Consider the following 16,357-nt stretch of genomic DNA (forward strand, 5'->3'; position numbering starts at 1 on the left):
GCCGGGGACATTCAGGGGACGAGGATCGCGCGTCCGCGCACCCGGCCCGCGTCGAGATCGTCGAGGGCTTGCTGGAACTCCTCCAGCGGGTACGTCGTCGTGTGCAGCGTGACTTTCCCTTGCGCCGCCAGGGTCATCAGTTCCTGCAGGTCGTTGTAGGAGCCCACCAGGTTGCCGATGAAGTTGATCTCGGTGGAGATGATGTCGATGGTCGGGACGTCGATGTTCTCGCCGTATCCGACGACGAAGTAGTTACCGGCGCGCCGAAGCATGGCGACCCCCTCTTTGGTCGCGCCGCCCTCGCCGACGAAGTCGAGCACCGCTTCGGCGCCGTGGCCGCCCGTTAGGTCGAGCACCTGGGGGACGTGGGTGCCGTCGGCGACAATGCCGCGGTCGGCGCCGATTTCCTCGGCCAGCGCTATGGCAGCGGGGTTGCGGTCGACAACGACCACTGTCACGCCCGAAATCGCCTTGAGCACTTGGATTCCGATGTGACCGAGGCCGCCCGCGCCAATGACGACACACACGTCGCCGGGACGTGTCGTGCGCGCCACCTTCGCCGCCGCGTGATAGGCAGTCAGGCCCGCGTCCGCGAGCGCCGCGACATTGGCGGGTTCGAGGGTGTCGTCGATCTTCACCACGCTGCGGGCGGTGGTGCGCAGGTATTCCGCGTAGCCGCCGTTGGTGTCGATGCCCGGGAATTGGTTGTTCTCGCAGTGCACGTCGTCACCGAATCGGCATGCGCGGCAAAGCCCACAGGTGATCAGCGGGTGCAGGATGACCTTGTCGCCCACGGTGACGTTGGTGACCGCGTCGCCGACCGAATGCACCCAGCCGGCGTTCTCGTGGCCGATGGTGTAGGGCAGGGCGACGCCGCTCTTCTCCGCCCACTGCCCTTCCAGGATGTGGATGTCGGTGCGGCACACACCCGCACCGCCGATCCGCACGATGACATCGAGCGGGCCTTCGATCTTAGGTTCTGGGATGTCTGTGAGCTGAAGCTTGGTGTGGTATCCGACCACCTGTACGGCTTTCATCGTGAGCTCCTCGTTCTGGTGTTGGTGATCTGCGGCGTGCCTGCGCCGCCGTCGTCGTAGCGGGTGGCGAGCAGCCCGCGGCAGAAGTGGGCGTTGCCCTCCATCGAGATCCGCACGGACCTGGCGAAGCGCAGCCGCATCGGCACGGCTTCAGCAGGCAGCGGGCGGCCGTCATCGCCGACAACGACCGTGCTGTTCGGGCACATGCTGAGCCCGAGGGCGAACCGGCGGCGCAGCAGCGCTGACTTCTCCCTGCCGTCGGGCAGGTCACGCAGGGTCAGTTGGTGAATCTCATTGGGGTTCAGTCCTTTACGTCGCATCAGCGCCGACACGCTCCGCTCCATCGCGGCGGTATGCGCCTTGCGCAGGAAGGTAGTGCGCAGCTCGTCGAGGCTCTCTTCGGCCTCCTCGCCGAACGTGCCGACATAACCAGCCTCGGCAGCCAACCCCTCGTTGATCTTGTCGCTGTCATGGTGGTCGTCGAGCAACACCCGAACCTGCCCGACACCGTCGAGCGCGCGTAGCGCGTCGTAGGCGTCCGAGGCCATCAGGTAGGCGAAGTTGGGCGAACAGAACGCCGTCGGTAGCCGCAGGCGGACGGTGACGCCGTCGTCGGCGATGCTCACTGATCGCACGAACCCCAGTGCGGTGATGGGCTCATCGAGCTCGGGGTCGGCGACCGTGTCCAGGGCTGCCAGAATCTCAGATTCCAGCGACACGGCGGTGACGGTCATAGCGGCACCGCCTCCTTGGCGCCGGCTGCGACATCGACCGTGTCCTGCCCGGGTGCGGCCAGCCGCAGTTCCGCGGGAACTTTGATGTCGTAGAGCGCAGCGGCGTTGATACCGAGGATCTTTCGCTTCTGATCGACGGTGATCGGGGCATACTCCCCGAGCATGTCGTCGGGAATCTGGAAGTCGACGAACTTCTCGACCAGCCACTTCGGTGTCCACAGTGCGTAGTCACTGGCGAAGAGGATCTTGTCCTCGCCGATCCAGTACAACAACTCGCCGATGATCTGGGCGAAATACCTCGGACGGGTGTGGATGAACGGGATCGCCACGGCCAGACCGCCATACACATTGGACTCCTGGGTGGCGATCCAGCAGAAATCCTCCAACCGGGGCAGGCCGACGTGCTCGACGATGAAGTTGAGCTCCAGGTAATCGGTCGCGACCTTGTCGATGTCGGCGACGTCGAACGCGTCGCGGTCCAGTGGGCGAATCGTCGGACCCTTGTGCACATGGATGTTCCGGATACCCAGCTCGATGCACTCTTCGAGGTAACGCCGCGACCAATGGTCGTCGAGCTTGTAGCCGCGGGAGTCGCCATGCCACTCGGCGGTGTAGAGCTTGACGCCCTGCAGCTTCATCCGCTCAGCGTCGTGGCGCAGCTGGGCCAGGCCCGCCTCGCCGTTGCGCGGGTCGTAGGCGTGGTTGTAGGTCAGCTTGTCGGGATGGCGTTGCGCCAGGCCGAATGCCTCCTCAGTCTGTCCGAACCCGTTGATGTAGAAGTCGCTCAGCAAGGCGGGCTGGAAAATGGCGTGGTCGACGTAACCGTCGACGAACAGGTCGCGCATCAGCCGCTCGCCGCCGTAGTAGGTGTAGGTGTCGTAGTCCCACACCGCGTCGTCGGGAGACAGGTTGCGGTGGTAGTCGTAGAAGCAGTCGATGAACTGCTTGCCGTGTACGTTCTTGTGGTTGGACTCGCGGCCGTCCCAGATGGCTATGTGGCCGTCCACGATGAAGTAGGAGTTGCCGTCCTTGGTATACATCGAAAATCCTTACTATTAGCGCTATTTCACGTGGAGGTCGAAGCCGATGTACTCGGCAGCGTCCTCGGGACTGGCGAACAACACCGTCTTGTCGTCGAGATGGACCATGCGCCCGTAGTGCGTGGAGCTGATCTCCTCGAAAATCGATCCGTCGAACTCCTCGCCGAGGGCCTCGGTCAGTTCGGCGTAGTCGAAGTTGAGCACACGCACGCCGTCCACCCGGATCATCGACGGGTACTCGGTGAGCTCTACCCCGTCCTTGGCCCCCATCACGTCGGCGACGACGCGACCGATCGGGGTGTTCATCAGCGTCACACCGCACTTGTTCGAGAACTCGGTGGCTGATCCGAATTGCATGGTCACTTCTTCAGCTCCTCAGGGATGTCGAGCTCGATCGACTCGAGCAGGGATGTGAACTCCTCTTCGGCGGTGCCGAGGCTGGAAGCGAAGGTGACGGTCTTCTCGGCCGGTTGCGACCACACCGGCTGCAGCGCGCGGGCGGCAGCCAGGCACTTCGGCACCCAGGTGGCCAGCCACGCCGAGAAGAGCTCCCGATTGGATTGCCCGTGCTGCTCGTCGCGGGTCAGTAGCCGGAACAGGTTTCGGGTGTAGGCAAGATCGCGGTCGTAGTCGTGCTCACCGGTGCCCACGATCGTGGGAGTGATGTAGTCGCCGTTGCGTGCCGAGATCTGCATCACCAGTTCACTGCGGAACAGTGAGCCCACCAACTGCTCGAAGACGATGTTGGTGGCGAACAGCAGCTCGCACCAGTCGCCGACGGCGGTCAGCCGTTCGACTACCTCGCGGGTCGGTTGCCATTCGGGCGCGGACTGCCAGACCTCTTTGTGGGCGCTGCCGTCGAAACCTTCGGCCTCCTCGGACAGGTCGAGGTTGAACAGTGCCAGGTCCTGCGCGAAGCGCATCTTGTGGGCGGCGTTGACGGCGACGGCGGTGTTGATCATGTTCGTCGGCCCAGAACGCTGGATGGACGTAAACACGTGCAGGGCCAGTCCGTTCTCGGCGTGCATCCACGCACCGAGGCCGCGTTCGAGGAATTTCAGCCATGCCGCGTTCCAGCCGTCGTATACGCGGGCGCGCTTGGCGTTCTTCAGGCACAGGTCGACCTGGCGAACCACCGCTGAGTTGTTGCGGTAGATGGTCTGGTCCCATTCCTCGTTCGGGTCGAGGAATGCATGCCAGTTCGACGATTTGGCGACCGTCCAATCCTGGGGGTAGCCGCCCGGGCCGTTGCCGAACCCGTAGATCCAGCCCTGGGACAGGTGACGCTCCGGGTCGGGCTGCACGTCGACCGTGACGTCCTCGTACATGGTCGCGCGCAGCTTCGCCGGCGTGTAGTAGCTGTACTTCCGGCTCTTGCTGCTCGGGAATTCCAGCGCACCAGCCTCCGAGTCGGTGAACTCGATCTTGGGGAAGCTGCGCTGCTTAGCAGGTGCGGACATCGCGTTTTCTCTTTCTGTTGGGCTGAAAGGGGTTTCAGTCGAATGCTGGGCTGGTGAACTTGTCGTAGAAGATCTGGTCCTTGGGCACGGCATGGGTTTCGAGCAGGGCCAGTGCGGCGTCGACCATGGGCGGCGGGCCGCACATGTAGACCTCGGTCTTGCCGATATCGGGCTCGTTTCTGGTAACCACGTCGGTGACGTTGCCCTCCTCGACACGGGCGGCTTCGGGCAGCTCTCCGTCCATCGACTCCGACAGGCATGCGACGAATGTGAAATCGACCAGGCCCTTGCCGATCTCGGCGATCTCGTCGACATAGAACAGATCCGCGGTGGTGCGGGCACCGTAGTAGAAGCGGACCGGGCGATCGCTGCCCGTCTCGCTCATGTGCCGCAGAATCGACAGGATCGGCGCCATCCCCGCGCCGCCGGCGACGCAGACCACCGGCAGGACATGACCCTCCTTCAAGGTGGACGTGCCGTAGGGCCCGGTGAGCGACAGTTCATCGCCCACGGTGATGCCGTCGTCGAGCAAACCGGAGAACCTGCCGCCCGGGTACTTCTTGATGAGGAACTCGACCTCGCCCGGGGTGGCTTGGGTGGTCGCCATCGAGAACGACCGGTGCTCGTCTGTGCCGGGGATGTGGATGTCGGCGTACTGGCCGGGCTTGAACTCGAACGTCTTCGGCTCCACCGCCTGCAGCCGAAGCGAAACGATGTCCCGCGTCACCCGCTGCAGCGCGGTCACCGTGGTGCGGACATCCTGGATCGGCACGCCGCCGAGCAGCTCATCCTCGTCGAAATTGAGAAGCTCAATTGTGCAGTCGCTGAAGGCGTGCGAGCGGCACAGCAGCACGTAACCCTCGTCCACCTCCGCGTCGTTGCAGGCGAACGTCGAGTAGTTCTCCATCTGGATGTCGCCGTCGAGGACATAGGATTTGCACGCCGAGCAACGGCCTTCCCGACAGCCGTGCATTAGATGAATACCCTGCCGGAATGCGGCGTCGAGGATGTTCTCCTCCTCGCCGAGTTCCATCTCGATGTCGACGGGCTCGAAGTTGATGCGGTGCGTGTCGGCCACGGAAATCTCCTGGGACAGTGGTTAGTTCGGTTGGTGACCGGTGGGGGCGCCGGGGTGGGCACGGCGCCACCCACCGGGTGGACATCAGGCGGGTACGGCGCCGGTGCGGTACGCCGCGATATGGGCCTCACGCTCCGCGTCGGACATCTCGTTGAGCAGCACGTTGGGACTGTTGAACGTGTTGCCGCGGACGTCGTCAAGGGTCCACATCTTTTTCGGATCGTCCAGATCCAGATGTGGCTGCGGGATCAGCGTCTTGCCGTCGTCGCGCACGTAGCCAAGATCGCTGATGATGTCGGCGAGATCCTTGCCGTGGTGCAGGGTTTCCCACTCGCGGAATCCGGTGAGCCGGCCCATGTTCGGCGTCGGCCTCCCCTCATACTCGCCGCGGAAAGCGACAGCGTCGGTCCAGTGGCAGGTTTCCGAGCAGTAGGTGCGCCACTGACCGTCGACCTTGTCCACCACCATGTCCTCGCGGATCAGCGCAGGCACCATGCAGGTCCAGCAGCGGTGCGGGTACTGGTAGCCGACCTCCTCGAAGGCGATGGGCTTGTTGCGGCCGGGGTACGCCAGCCGGTTGTAGTCCTCCCACCAGCGGCCGAACTTGTTGTACCAGCCCGGGTACTTCTCCTCGAACCACTCGAAGTCCTTGTCGGTCATCGCATCGATGCGCCAGTAGTTGACCGGCCAGCCGGTGGCGAAGAACCTCGCCACCTCGTGCACGTAGTGCTTGTCGACGATGCGCTTCCACGCCTCCTCAACGAGGTCGTGCGGGATGGTCAGGCCGTACTTCTCCAGCGGCAGCAGATAACTGCGGTAGTAGTCGTCGTAGATCCAGCGCCGCCACATCTCGGCGTAGCTTTCGCGATCCTTACGCCGGTCCTTGGTGCCGTACTCGATGAAGGTGCCGATCGCGGCGTCGACGACGCAGTGGTTGTTCCACCACGCGTAGCGCATGTCACGTTCCAGCAGCGGGCGGTTACGTTCGTCGGCAAGCGCCATCAGCAGGATCGAGTAGCCGTTGGAGATGTGGCGCGACTCGTCGGACTGGACCGAGTGGAACACCGTCGGCAGCAGATAGTCCCCGTTGGCCGCGGCTTCGTCCGGCATCGCCACGAAAAGGGTGTTGGTGAAGGCAGTTTCGGCGACCACGGTCAGATAGATGTTGGCTGCGGTGATCGCGTCACCGGTGATGAACCCCTCGCCGAACTGCCGTCCGATGGTGCCGGCGTAGTTGTTGGCGAACGCCTTCTCGGTGATGTCGAACCCGGCAGGGTCGATGTAGTTGTTCATGTAGAGCTTCTTGAGGTTCATCTGGATGGTCGAGTGCCGAACCTCGTCGATCATCTGAACGGCCAGGCCGTTGTGGATCTCCGGGTTGGGCACGGCGTCGATCGCCATCGGCATCGCGCGGGCCGCCGAGATCTCAGGGAACGGGATGATGGACAGGAAGAGCTTCTGCCACTCCAGCCAGCGCTGCTGCACCTGACGGAACATGTTGCCGCGGATGGCGCCGTCCATGGCGCCGTACACGCGGTTGTCCTTCTCCTCTTCCATCGGGAAGTAGGACCGCATGATCTGCTTGAGCGGGTCCTTTTTGGGGGCCTTCTCGAACGTGTAGTCGGTGCCGAACCGGGTGGCCGGGGTCGCAAATGTCGGTTCCCAGGACAGTTCGGTGATCTTCGCGTGGGCCTTGGTCAGGCTTTGCCTGCTCAAAATGCGCCTCCTGTGTGCGAGCCGGTTCGAGGCCGGCGGGGGACGATGCAAGAACTGATAGAACCGTGTGTTCCGGCGCGCAGGCGTCTCAGTCTGAGACGCACGTCACATGCGAAGGGGCCTGTGGAGGCTGCTGCGGGCTGCGCGGCTTGTCTCAAATTGAGATGCACGTCACACCGCCGAGGTCTACCCTGCGGAGACAGCCATTGAGGACCGAGGTGCAGCCGCCATGGCTACGGATGTCACACGTATTAGCGCCGTGGGCTTACAGCGAGCCCGGGAGCAGTTCCTGAGCGCGGGGGCGCTGAACACCGACGCCGTCGCCCCCCGGGTCCTCGATTCATGGCGCCGATCTCGCGATCTGCGAGTGCATCCGGACCGGGTCGACCTGCCCTATGTCCGAGAGCCCAACACCGATTCGCCCCTGGTTCGTGCTGCGGCCCCTGTGCTGCGCCGGATCGCCTCCGACCTATCGTCTCAGGCGGTCAGCGTCATTCTGACCTCCGCAGACGGCCTGGTGCTGGAGCGCGTCACCTCCGATCCGGCGATCCTGAAGGCCCTCGACGACGTGCGGTTGGCGCGCGGCTACAGCTATGCCGAGGAATTCGCCGGCACCAACGGCATCGGAACTACCCTGGAGACCGGTGCGGCCACGTTCATTCAGGGCAATGAGCACTACGTCGGCACGCTGGGTCGGCTGGCGTGCGCGGGTTCCCCGATCCGCGATCCGATCACCGGAAAACTTCTCGGCGTCGTCGACCTGACCTGCTGGGCAAACCTTTCCGATCCGCTGCTGTTCGTGCTGGCCAAGAGCGCCGGCAGCCAGATCGAGGACAGAATCAGCGCATTCAGGACCGAAAGCGAAACCGCGCTGCTGGAGGCCTACTTGAAGCAAAACCGGCGCTATCCGGGCGGAGTGCTGGCGATCGGCGGCGACGTGGTGTTGATGAACCCCCGTTTGCGGCAGACACTGGACGCCAACGATCAGCGGACGCTTCTCGACCATGCGTCTGACCTGTGCAACGCGACGGCCGCGTCGACGGTCGTGGCCACCCTGCCCAGTGGCATGGCCGCCAAAATCACCACCGCCGACCGGATGACCACCGGCAGCCGCGGCAGCAACGTCGTGTTCCATGTGCACCTCTCGCCAGAGAGCGCGGCGGTCGGCGGAACCGGCTGTGACACCACTCGCCTGTCGATACCCACCCTTGCGGGACGCAGCAGTTCCTGGCGCCGCAGCTGCCAGCAGGTGGAGCGATGTTGCCGGGACGGCGACTGGGTGGTGTTGGAAGGCGAGAGTGGATCCGGGCGGGCCAAACTCGGGCAGGCGGTCGCACAGCATGTGGCTCCAGAGCGTGCCGTGCGGGTGTTGCGCGCGCACGACTTCGCGACCGCCGGGGATCTCGTCGCCGAGCTCGAATCCATAACGGACGACGAGGATTTCGCGGTGGTCATCGCCAATGTGGACAGCTTGACCACTGACGCGCTTGAACCGCTGGCTGCGGTGCTGCACGCCCGCGCCGGGCGGGGGTGGGTGGCCGCAACGGTCGGCGCGGGGACGCGGTCACCGTTGGTTGACATGCTGGTGCTGCCCTTCTTCACGCACACCGTCACCGTTCCCGCCTTGCGGCACCGTATCGAAGACCTCGAGGAACTGGTGCCAAACCTGCTGCGAGATCTGACCCGTGGCGCCGATGTGCGACTGGACCGCGACGCCATGCGGCAACTGGCCAAGCTGCCGTGGCCGGGCAATGTCCGGCAGCTACGCAAAGTGCTCGCCGAGACGGTCGCCTGGCAACGGTCGGGGCCGATCGGCATGGACAAGCTGCCCGCTGAATGCCGCTCTCTGGCAAGACGAAAACTCACTCAGATCGAGGCGCTGGAACGGGACGCAATAGTACGCAGCCTGCAGGAGAACGGAGGCAGCAAGGCCGCCGCCGCCGACGCGCTGGGAATGTCGCGCGCCACGATCTACCGCAAGATCAAGGAATTCGGCATCGCCTGAGATACGCGGTTCCGGCTTCGCCGACCCAATGCGTGTTCATAGACATGGTGTTCACCATGTGACGAATGTGGCTGGATAGCGGACTACCTGACCAGCGCATCCACAACAGACAGCAGGTCGGCCTTGTGCCGCGTCTCGTACGCGAGCACGGGTCCGAGCATCCGCTCGACATGGTTCGGCAAAGCGGGATCGGTGCCTCGATGAGTTATGAGGACCAGTGCAACCGATCGAGACCGGCGAACGATGGAACCGTTTGCACTCCGATCGGTGTCAGCCCGGACTGGCCATAGATGCCGACTCAGTTCCGGTGATGATGAAACCGTCCTGTCCTGTGGCACCCGGGCCTCCGGGGACGATCCAAATCTGTTCCACCGGTGCGCCTTCACGCTGAGCCGCCGCCGCTGAGTAGTGGCCCCACTGGTGGTGACCTGCACCGTGTCCGGCGGTGTGCGCACCGACGGCGAGTCCGCCGGTGAACACAGCCGCGCCAATGGCGGCAGCTCCGGCGGCGACTGCGACTGACGCTGCGATTCGGTTCCGTGTCTTCGTCGGCCAACGCCACCGCGAACGCGATTCGGCGGTAGGCGATGCGGGTCCTGCCGCCTCGATGTCGGGTGCGGGTGTCACTTCGGGTATTGGCTCGGTCGTCTCTTGCAGGTTTGGTTCAGAGGGCGGATTGCCAGGCCCTTCGGGTATTTCGGTCATATCTTGACTTTGCCGACCGATGGTGAGCGGTAGATGTGTGGCCGCGAAGACGATGCTGTGAATGATGTGTGGCGTGTGCCACATCCGACCATGCGGAGCCGAAAGCGTGTACTCCGCATGGTGATTCAAGATGCCAACTTATCTGTCGTCCGGCCGCGGAACGCACGACGCGAGATTCGACTCGCCGATGTCGCTGATCTCATGTTGACCGGCGATTCCGATGCTCCGGTCAGGGTGGCTTGATCTGGATCTGCCGCGCGGCCCGCTCTCCGCTCAGTTTGAGTAGTCGACGCAAGCGCATATTGTCGGCACGCAACGTCTCCAGCTCGCCCGAGAACCGTGCCTCCACAACCACAGTCTGCCGATGCTTGCACCAGCGATGCAGGCTGATGGGGTAGTCGCCTCGGCAAGACGCTCAGGTGACGGCGCGGATGAGTTCGATCGCTTCGGTCATCTGGTATCGCTGAACTAGCCGGCTGAAGATTTCCTCGTGCCTCTGCGTCTGCCGCCCTGCCGCACCAGATTCGGATGGAACCGCAATAAGCTGCCAGGCGCCCTGCAGCCGATGCGTCGAGTGGGGTGAACGGGTCTCGGTTCGTATCGGCAGATCTTGGCCGCGAGGGGTTTTTCAACACGAACCGTCCGATTCTGGAAAAGTTCGGAGCGATCGGAGCAGGAGAGGCGCGTGACGACCACCCATACTGAACAGCTCCCGCTGCTGACCCGGCGCGACCGCATCATGATCACCATTACGGTGATCACGTCCGTGGGCGCCGGAGTTCTGCACTTCGCCCATGTGAATGCTGTGCTGGCGTTCATCATGTCCGCGCTTGCGTTGGCAACGCTGGCATCTTTGGTCGGCCGTTCGGTGGAAGCGCTCGGAGACCGGCTCGGGCCCAACGCCACTGGGATACTGCAGACGGCGCTGGGGAACCTGCCCGAGTTGTTCGTCATCCTGTTCGCACTCAAGGCAGGCCTTTACGGCGTGGTGAAGGCCACCATCGTCGGCTCGATTCTTTCCAACGCCCTGCTGGTGCTCGGGTTGGCATTCGTGGCCGGCGGGATCAAGCACGGCCGCCAGCGCTTCGCCGCCGACGACGGGCGCACCCTAGGGCTGATGTTCACCCTCGCGGTGTTCATCCTTGCTGTCCCCTCGCTCACCGCTGCAATACACACCCCGGCGCAACCGCACGAGCGGGCGCTGTCGGTCGTCGTCTCCATCGTCATGCTTGCGCTGTTTGCACTCTCACTGCCGGCCACGCTCGGAAACCGGGCTCCCGACCCGGTTGTGCAAGTAGCTCATGAACCATCCAGAGCGTCGTCTCCCATTGTGGCCAGCCCAGATTCGGCCAAAGCCGCCAGTGCGGCGACAGCACACGGGGAATGGCCGCTGGCGATGGCCATCGGCATGCTGGCCGTCGCCGGTATCGGTGCGGCATTCGTGTCGGAATGGTTCGTCGCCGCCTTGGAGCCGGCGATGCATGCGGCGGGTATCAACGAGGTTTTCGCCGGTCTGGTGATCGTGGCCATCGCTGGCAACGCGGTCGAGAATTTCGTCGGCATTCAGCTGGCCGCCAAGAACCAGATGGACTATGCGGTTCAGGTGATCCTGCAGTCGCCCGTCCAGATCGCGCTCACCATAGCCCCGATCGTCTGCCTGGCGGCGGCATTGCTTGGCCAGCCCGGTTTCGATCTAGTGTTCTCGCCGCTGTTGTTGGCGTCGATGATCATGTCGGCGCTGGTCGCGGTGCTGGTGACCTTCGATGGTGAGTCGACCTGGTTCGAGGGGGCAGTGCTCATCGCGCTCTATGTAGCGATCGCCACGTCGTTCTGGTGGGGATGAGTGCCTCAACGATCGGTAACCCAGACGTCGCTGCTGAATGAAACGGCCGCCAGCATCAAACTGGCGGCCGTTCGTCTTGTGGCGTTGTGCGATCAGTAATCCCAGACGGCGGGTACGCACCGAAAGACGTCGCCCGCGGCTGCCACGTGGCAGACCGATGGGAACGGTAGGTGAGTGGCGACTAGCGCCTCGCCGGTCGACGCCAGCTCTTGCAGAAGACGAACCCGAACGCGGGCCGCCTCCTCGGGGTCGTGTTCGAAGCCGTTGAACCAATCGGGTTGATCGAACCCGACCTGGAACACAGCGTCGCCGGCGAACGTCAGCCGGTCACCGCGGGACGCCACGCGCACGATGCTGTGCCCGGGAGTGTGACCGCCGGTGCGGCTGACGAGGACTCCGGGTGCGACCTCGTGCTCCGTCTCGAATGGCCGCAACTGGCCGCGGTACTCGTCCAAGAACCGCGTGGCGGCCGACCGAAGCGCGTCCGGCACGCCCTCCACCATGTTGGTGTGGGAGAAGTCGGGCGCCTCCCAGAACTCTGCCTCCCGCGCAGACACGTGGATCTGCAGGTCCGGGCGCAGGCGGGCCTTCAGTCCGTCAGTGAGCAGCCCGCCGATGTGGTCCATGTGCATGTGAGTCAGCACCACGTCCGTCACGGATCCGGGATCAATGCCGGCGGCCTCCAGCCGGTGAACCGTCTGACCGGCCCGCGGGAAGTCAGGGAACTCCACGCCCAGTCCAGCGTCGACGAGGATGGTCTGCTCGCCGCTGCGCACCACGACCACATTCAGCGGCCACTCGAGTACGTCGTGCGGGAGGAACATGTCGTCCAGCCAGGTCGACAGGTCGGCAGGGTCGGCGTTGTAGGCCATCGTGGTGGCGGGTATCGGTAGCACCCCATCGCTGATCACCAAGACCTCGATGTCGCCGACCTGCTGCGCATAGCGCGACGGAACCAACTCGTCGACGCCGGTGCTACCGAGGTGTGAAATGTTGTCCAAGCTCATATTGCCTCCTGTTGACCGAATTTCCCTCCTTCCTGGTGGTACGCGAGCCGGCCCGAGAGATCATCCCGGACCGTTGGGTGGTTTGAATGTTCTGTGTCACAGGCCGTTTCCGACCTGATGGTCGAGCGCGGCGAGACTCAGTCGAGTTCGGCGAGGGCCTGGCGGGCGGCTTCTAGTTCGGCTTCGAGGGCGGCGACCTTGGCGGCCTGCTGGGAGCGCGCCTCTTCGATGACCTCGTCGATCGGGGTGGACAGGTCCTCGTGCAGTTCCTTGGCGGCGCGGGAGACGGCAGCGGCCGCGACCGCGACGTTGCGAGCCAGGTACGTAGCGCCTCGCTTGAGCTCGGCGCGCCATTCGCCGTCAGCGGTGCCGGTGACCGTAAGAGTCAGCTCAAGGGTCTTGGTCTTCTTGGCGGCGGCCTTCTTCGCAGGAGCCTTCTTCGGCTTCCCCTCGGCGGGAGCGGCAGTGCGGGTCTCGTCGGGCGTCGACGTACTTCCAGGCGCGGTGCGCTCGGTGGCAGGAACCAAGACGTCGGGAGTGTCGAAGTCGGTGGACAGGGCTTCTGCTGGCAGAGTGTCTACAGTCATCGTTGCAGCGATCTCCTTCTGAACATCGCCCGCAGTTGAGCGGGTCGGCGAGAGCCTATTGGAACATATGTTCGACCCCGGGCCAACCCGCGACTCGCCGGTTTCGCGTTCTTATTGCCGCGTGGCCGCCAAGACGATCGGCAGCTTCTCGGGGCAGTAGTAGCGAAGCGAGGCCCCGAGCAGCTGCTTCGTCGGCGCATCCCTAACTGATTGGGCCCGTTGGGTTTTCATCAGCGCCGACGCGGACCGGCGTATCGGCCGCACGCTCTCGCGGCGTCGGCCACGGGGATGGCCTCGGCCGCATCCGTACGATCTGTGGCCACCAGAACCACGGACCCATCATCGCCGCGATCGACGGCGTCATGAACGAGCGAATCACCAACGTGTCGAACAGCAAGCCCAGGCCGATCGTCGTGCCCACCTGCCCGGCCACCACCAGATCGCTGACCATCATTGTCATCATGGTGAACGCGAACACCAGGCCGGCGGACGTGACCACCGCGCCGGTGCCCGCCATCGACCGAATGATCCCGGTCTTGATGCCGGCATGGATCTCTTCTTTGAATCGGGACACCAACAACAAGTTGTAGTCGGATCCCACCGCCAACAGGATGATCACCGACATCGCCAAAACCAGCCAATGCAGCGGCTTGCCAAGGATGTGCTCCCAAATCAGCACGGACAAGCCGAACGATGTGCCCAACGACATCAACACCGTGCCGACGATGACCGCCGAAGCCATCACCGCCCGGGTGAGCAACAGCATGATGATGAAAATCAAACAGAGCGATGCTATTCCGGCGATCAGAAGGTCCCAGTTGGCACCTTCCTGCATATCCTTGTAGGTGGACGCGGTGCCCGCCATGTAGATCTTCGACCCCTCCAGCGGTGTGCCCTTGATGGCCTCGAACGCCGCGCTCTTGATCTGCGGGACGAGCTTGATGCCTTCAGGAGTGGCGGGGTCACCTTCGTGAGAGATGATGAACCGCACGGCTTTTCCGTCCGGTGAGACGAACATCTTCAGGCCGCGTTTGAAGTCGGCGTTATCGAAGACTTCTGGTGGCAGATAGAACGAGTCGTCGTTCTTCGACGCATCGAACGCCTGGCCCATCGCGCCCTGGTTCTCCTGCATCGCCTTCGTCTGGTCCTGCTGACTCTTCTGGCTCTGATACATCGTCAGCGTGATCTGCTGCATGCTCTTCATGGTCTCGATCTGAGCGGGCATGATGGCGACCAGCTGCGGCATCAACGTGTCCAGCTTTTGCAGGTCCGGCAACAGGTTCTTGATGTCGTCGGTCATGGTGTCGACACCGTCGAGCGTGTCGAAGATCGAGCGCATCGACCAGCAGATGGGAATGTCGTAGCAGTGCGGCTCCCAGTAGAGGTAGTTGCGGATCGGGCGGAAGAAGTCGTCGAAATCCGCTATGTGGTCCCGCAATTGCTCGAGATCGGCCGTGGTGACCACCATCTTGGTGACCATGCTGTGTGTGGTGGCCGCCATCTGCGTCGTGATGTTCTGCATCTTCTGCATCGTGTCGATGGTGGTCTGCATGTCATTGGCCTGCGTGAGCATGTTGGCCATGACTTTGTCCATGTAGTCCTGATTCATCTGCTGGGTGGTGCCTTGGGCGCCGACCATGAAAGGAATCGACGTGTGCTCAATCGGGACGCCCCGCGGCCTGCTGATGGCTTGCACCCTGCCGACGCCCTGGGTGTGCGCGATCGCTCTCGCAATTCGCTCGATCACCAGCATGTCCGCCGGGTTGCGCACGTCGTGGTCGGTCTCGACCATCAGCAACTCGGGGTTCATCCGGGCTTTGGGGAAATGCCGGTCTGCGGCGGCGTAGCCGATATTGGCGGGAATGTCAGGCGGAAGGTAATCGCGGTCGAAGTAGCCCGGCTTGTAGGACGGCAGCGCCAACAGCCCGATGAGCGCGAGCGCGACGGACGCGGCGAGAATCGGTCCGGGCCAACGCACTACGGCAGTCCCGACTCGCCGCCAGGTGCGGGTGTCCGTCTTTCGCTTCGGGTCGAACAGGCCGAAGCGGCTGCAGATCGTCAGTAGGGCGGGCGCCATCGTCAGCGCTGCGATGGTTGCGACGAGCATGCCGATCGCCAACGGAATGCCCAACGATTCGAAGTAGGGCAGCCTGGTGAAGTGCAGGCAGAACGTCGCGCCTGCGATGGTCAGACCCGAACCCAGAATGACATGGGCGGTGCCGTGATACATGGTGTAGAAGGCGGTTTCGCGGTCCTCGCCGTTGTTGCGCGCTTCGTGGTAGCGGCCCAACAAGAAGATCGCATAGTCCGTACTTGCCGCTATCGCCAGTGTGGTGAGTAGATTGACCGCGAACGTCGACAACCCGATCAAGTCGTAATAGCCAAGGGCCGCAACGATTCCCCGGGCGGCGGACAACTCGATGAACATCATCACCAGGACCAGGAGCACCGTCACGATGGACCGGTAGACGAGCAACAGCATCACGAAGATGACGCCCATGGTGATGGCGGTGATCAGCTTGACGCTCTTATCGCCGGCGTGGTGCTGGTCGTTCGAGAGCGGCGTAGGGCCGGTGACGTAAACCTTGACTCCCGGCGGCGGGGACGACTGGTCGATGGTCGTCCGCACGGCCTGGACGGACTCGTTCGCCAGGGTTTCACCCTGGTTGCCTGCCAGGTACACCTGGACGTTGGCGGCCTTTCCGTCGGCGCTCTGCGCGCCCGTTGCGGTCAGCGGATCGCCCCAGAAGTCCTGAACGTGCTGAACGTGCTTGGTGTCGGCCTCGAGTTTCTTGATCAGGCCGTCGTAGTACTTATGCGCGGCGTCGCCGAGCGGCTGCTCGCCCTCCAGGACGATCATCGCCGAGCTGTTGGAATTGAACTCCTGGAAATCGTGACCGATTCGCTGCATCGCCTGCATCGACGGCGCGTCCTTCGGAGCGAACGAGACCGCGTGCGCCTCGCCGACGACTTCCAGCTGCGGCACGATGACGTTGACGATCACCACGAGCGCGATCCAGCCCAAGAAGATCGGCACACAGAACAGTCGGATGAATCGGGGGATCATCGGGTGCGCACCCACGTGCGTATTGCTCATGCGGTCACCTCGCAGGCTCGGTGACCGCATTCTGTGCCGATGATTCGC

13 protein-coding genes are annotated in these 16,357 nt (G+C 63.6%); 2 read left to right on the forward strand and 11 right to left on the reverse strand.

Annotation, left to right across the window (positions count from 1 at the left end; translation table 11 throughout):
- Nucleotides 1-11 precede the first annotated feature (11 nt).
- The 7 genes from MYCSM_RS07105 to MYCSM_RS07135 form a co-directional block, all read right to left on the reverse strand.
- A complete protein-coding gene (locus MYCSM_RS07105; RefSeq protein WP_015305463.1) occupies nucleotides 12-1,037 on the reverse strand; it encodes an NAD(P)-dependent alcohol dehydrogenase in 1,026 nt (341 codons plus the stop codon).
- A complete protein-coding gene (locus MYCSM_RS07110; protein ID WP_015305464.1) occupies nucleotides 1,034-1,771 on the reverse strand; it encodes an iron-sulfur cluster assembly protein in 738 nt (245 codons plus the stop codon). Before MYCSM_RS07110 ends, MYCSM_RS07105 begins: the two co-directional genes overlap by 4 nt.
- Complete coding sequence (locus MYCSM_RS07115) at nucleotides 1,768-2,811, reverse strand: amidohydrolase family protein (RefSeq protein WP_015305465.1); 1,044 nt, start codon at nucleotides 2,809-2,811, stop codon at nucleotides 1,768-1,770. The genes MYCSM_RS07110 and MYCSM_RS07115 overlap by 4 nt, the downstream gene beginning before the upstream one ends.
- A gap of 21 nt (nucleotides 2,812-2,832) precedes the next feature.
- Entirely contained in the window at nucleotides 2,833-3,174 is a 342-nt protein-coding gene (mimD, locus tag MYCSM_RS07120) for a propane 2-monooxygenase effector subunit MimD (protein WP_015305466.1), read from the reverse strand.
- Nucleotides 3,171-4,271 carry an aromatic/alkene monooxygenase hydroxylase subunit beta gene (locus MYCSM_RS07125; RefSeq protein ID WP_015305467.1) on the reverse strand — a complete coding sequence of 367 codons (1,101 nt, stop codon included), beginning with the start codon at nucleotides 4,269-4,271 and terminating at the stop codon, nucleotides 3,171-3,173. The genes mimD and MYCSM_RS07125 overlap by 4 nt, the downstream gene beginning before the upstream one ends.
- Before the next feature lie 34 nt (nucleotides 4,272-4,305).
- Nucleotides 4,306-5,349 carry an FAD-binding oxidoreductase gene (locus MYCSM_RS07130; protein WP_015305468.1) on the reverse strand — a complete coding sequence of 348 codons (1,044 nt, stop codon included), beginning with the start codon at nucleotides 5,347-5,349 and terminating at the stop codon, nucleotides 4,306-4,308.
- A gap of 84 nt (nucleotides 5,350-5,433) precedes the next feature.
- Nucleotides 5,434-7,065, reverse strand: a complete 1,632-nt coding sequence (locus MYCSM_RS07135; RefSeq protein WP_015305469.1) for an aromatic/alkene/methane monooxygenase hydroxylase/oxygenase subunit alpha — start codon at nucleotides 7,063-7,065, stop codon at nucleotides 5,434-5,436.
- Between the two features lie 229 nt (nucleotides 7,066-7,294).
- Here MYCSM_RS07135 and MYCSM_RS07140 point away from each other — a divergent pair, with 229 nt between their 5' ends.
- Nucleotides 7,295-9,070 (forward strand): sigma-54-dependent Fis family transcriptional regulator, encoded by a 1,776-nt coding sequence (locus MYCSM_RS07140; RefSeq protein WP_015305470.1) that lies wholly within the window; start codon nucleotides 7,295-7,297, stop codon nucleotides 9,068-9,070.
- Between the two features lie 270 nt (nucleotides 9,071-9,340).
- On the opposite strand, the gene MYCSM_RS07145 is transcribed toward MYCSM_RS07140, so the two are convergent.
- Nucleotides 9,341-9,775 (reverse strand): hypothetical protein, encoded by a 435-nt coding sequence (locus tag MYCSM_RS07145; RefSeq protein ID WP_232425732.1) that lies wholly within the window; start codon nucleotides 9,773-9,775, stop codon nucleotides 9,341-9,343.
- Between the two features lie 685 nt (nucleotides 9,776-10,460).
- Here MYCSM_RS07145 and cax point away from each other — a divergent pair.
- Nucleotides 10,461-11,618 (forward strand): calcium/proton exchanger, encoded by a 1,158-nt coding sequence (gene cax / locus MYCSM_RS07150; protein WP_015305472.1) that lies wholly within the window; start codon nucleotides 10,461-10,463, stop codon nucleotides 11,616-11,618.
- Nucleotides 11,619-11,710: 92 nt separating this feature from the next.
- Here the strand turns inward: cax and MYCSM_RS07155 are convergent, their stop codons facing one another.
- The 3 genes from MYCSM_RS07155 to MYCSM_RS07165 all read right to left on the reverse strand — a co-directional run bounded on the left by MYCSM_RS07155 (nucleotide 11,711) and on the right by MYCSM_RS07165 (nucleotide 16,309).
- Nucleotides 11,711-12,625, reverse strand: coding sequence for an MBL fold metallo-hydrolase (locus tag MYCSM_RS07155; RefSeq protein WP_015305473.1), 915 nt, complete (start codon nucleotides 12,623-12,625; stop codon nucleotides 11,711-11,713).
- 137 nt (nucleotides 12,626-12,762) lie between these two features.
- On the reverse strand, nucleotides 12,763-13,212 hold the full coding sequence (locus MYCSM_RS07160) for a DUF6319 family protein (protein ID WP_015305474.1): 450 nt from the start codon (nucleotides 13,210-13,212) through the stop codon (nucleotides 12,763-12,765).
- A gap of 202 nt (nucleotides 13,213-13,414) precedes the next feature.
- Nucleotides 13,415-16,309: an MMPL/RND family transporter gene (locus MYCSM_RS07165; protein WP_015305475.1), complete on the reverse strand. Its 2,895-nt coding sequence runs from the start codon at nucleotides 16,307-16,309 to the stop codon at nucleotides 13,415-13,417.
- Nucleotides 16,310-16,357 lie beyond the last annotated feature (48 nt).

It is taken from the genome of Mycobacterium sp. JS623 (genome assembly GCF_000328565.1).
Lineage (GTDB): Bacteria > Actinomycetota > Actinomycetes > Mycobacteriales > Mycobacteriaceae > Mycobacterium.

Bases quoted from the DNA above. Each gene is read 5' to 3' on its own strand.
- MYCSM_RS07105 (WP_015305463.1), bottom strand. From the start codon at position 1,037: ATGAAAGCCGTACAGGTGGTCGGATACCACACCAAGCTTCAGCTCACA.
- MYCSM_RS07110 (WP_015305464.1), bottom strand. From the start codon at position 1,771: ATGACCGTCACCGCCGTGTCGCTGGAATCTGAGATTCTGGCAGCCCTG.
- MYCSM_RS07115 (WP_015305465.1), bottom strand. From the start codon at position 2,811: ATGTATACCAAGGACGGCAACTCCTACTTCATCGTGGACGGCCACATA.
- MYCSM_RS07125 (WP_015305467.1), bottom strand. From the start codon at position 4,271: ATGTCCGCACCTGCTAAGCAGCGCAGCTTCCCCAAGATCGAGTTCACC.
- MYCSM_RS07140 (WP_015305470.1), top strand. From the start codon at position 7,295: ATGGCTACGGATGTCACACGTATTAGCGCCGTGGGCTTACAGCGAGCC.
- MYCSM_RS07145 (WP_232425732.1), bottom strand. From the start codon at position 9,775: ATGACCGAAATACCCGAAGGGCCTGGCAATCCGCCCTCTGAACCAAAC.
- MYCSM_RS07155 (WP_015305473.1), bottom strand. From the start codon at position 12,625: ATGAGCTTGGACAACATTTCACACCTCGGTAGCACCGGCGTCGACGAG.
- MYCSM_RS07160 (WP_015305474.1), bottom strand. From the start codon at position 13,212: ATGACTGTAGACACTCTGCCAGCAGAAGCCCTGTCCACCGACTTCGAC.
- MYCSM_RS07165 (WP_015305475.1), bottom strand. From the start codon at position 16,309: ATGAGCAATACGCACGTGGGTGCGCACCCGATGATCCCCCGATTCATC.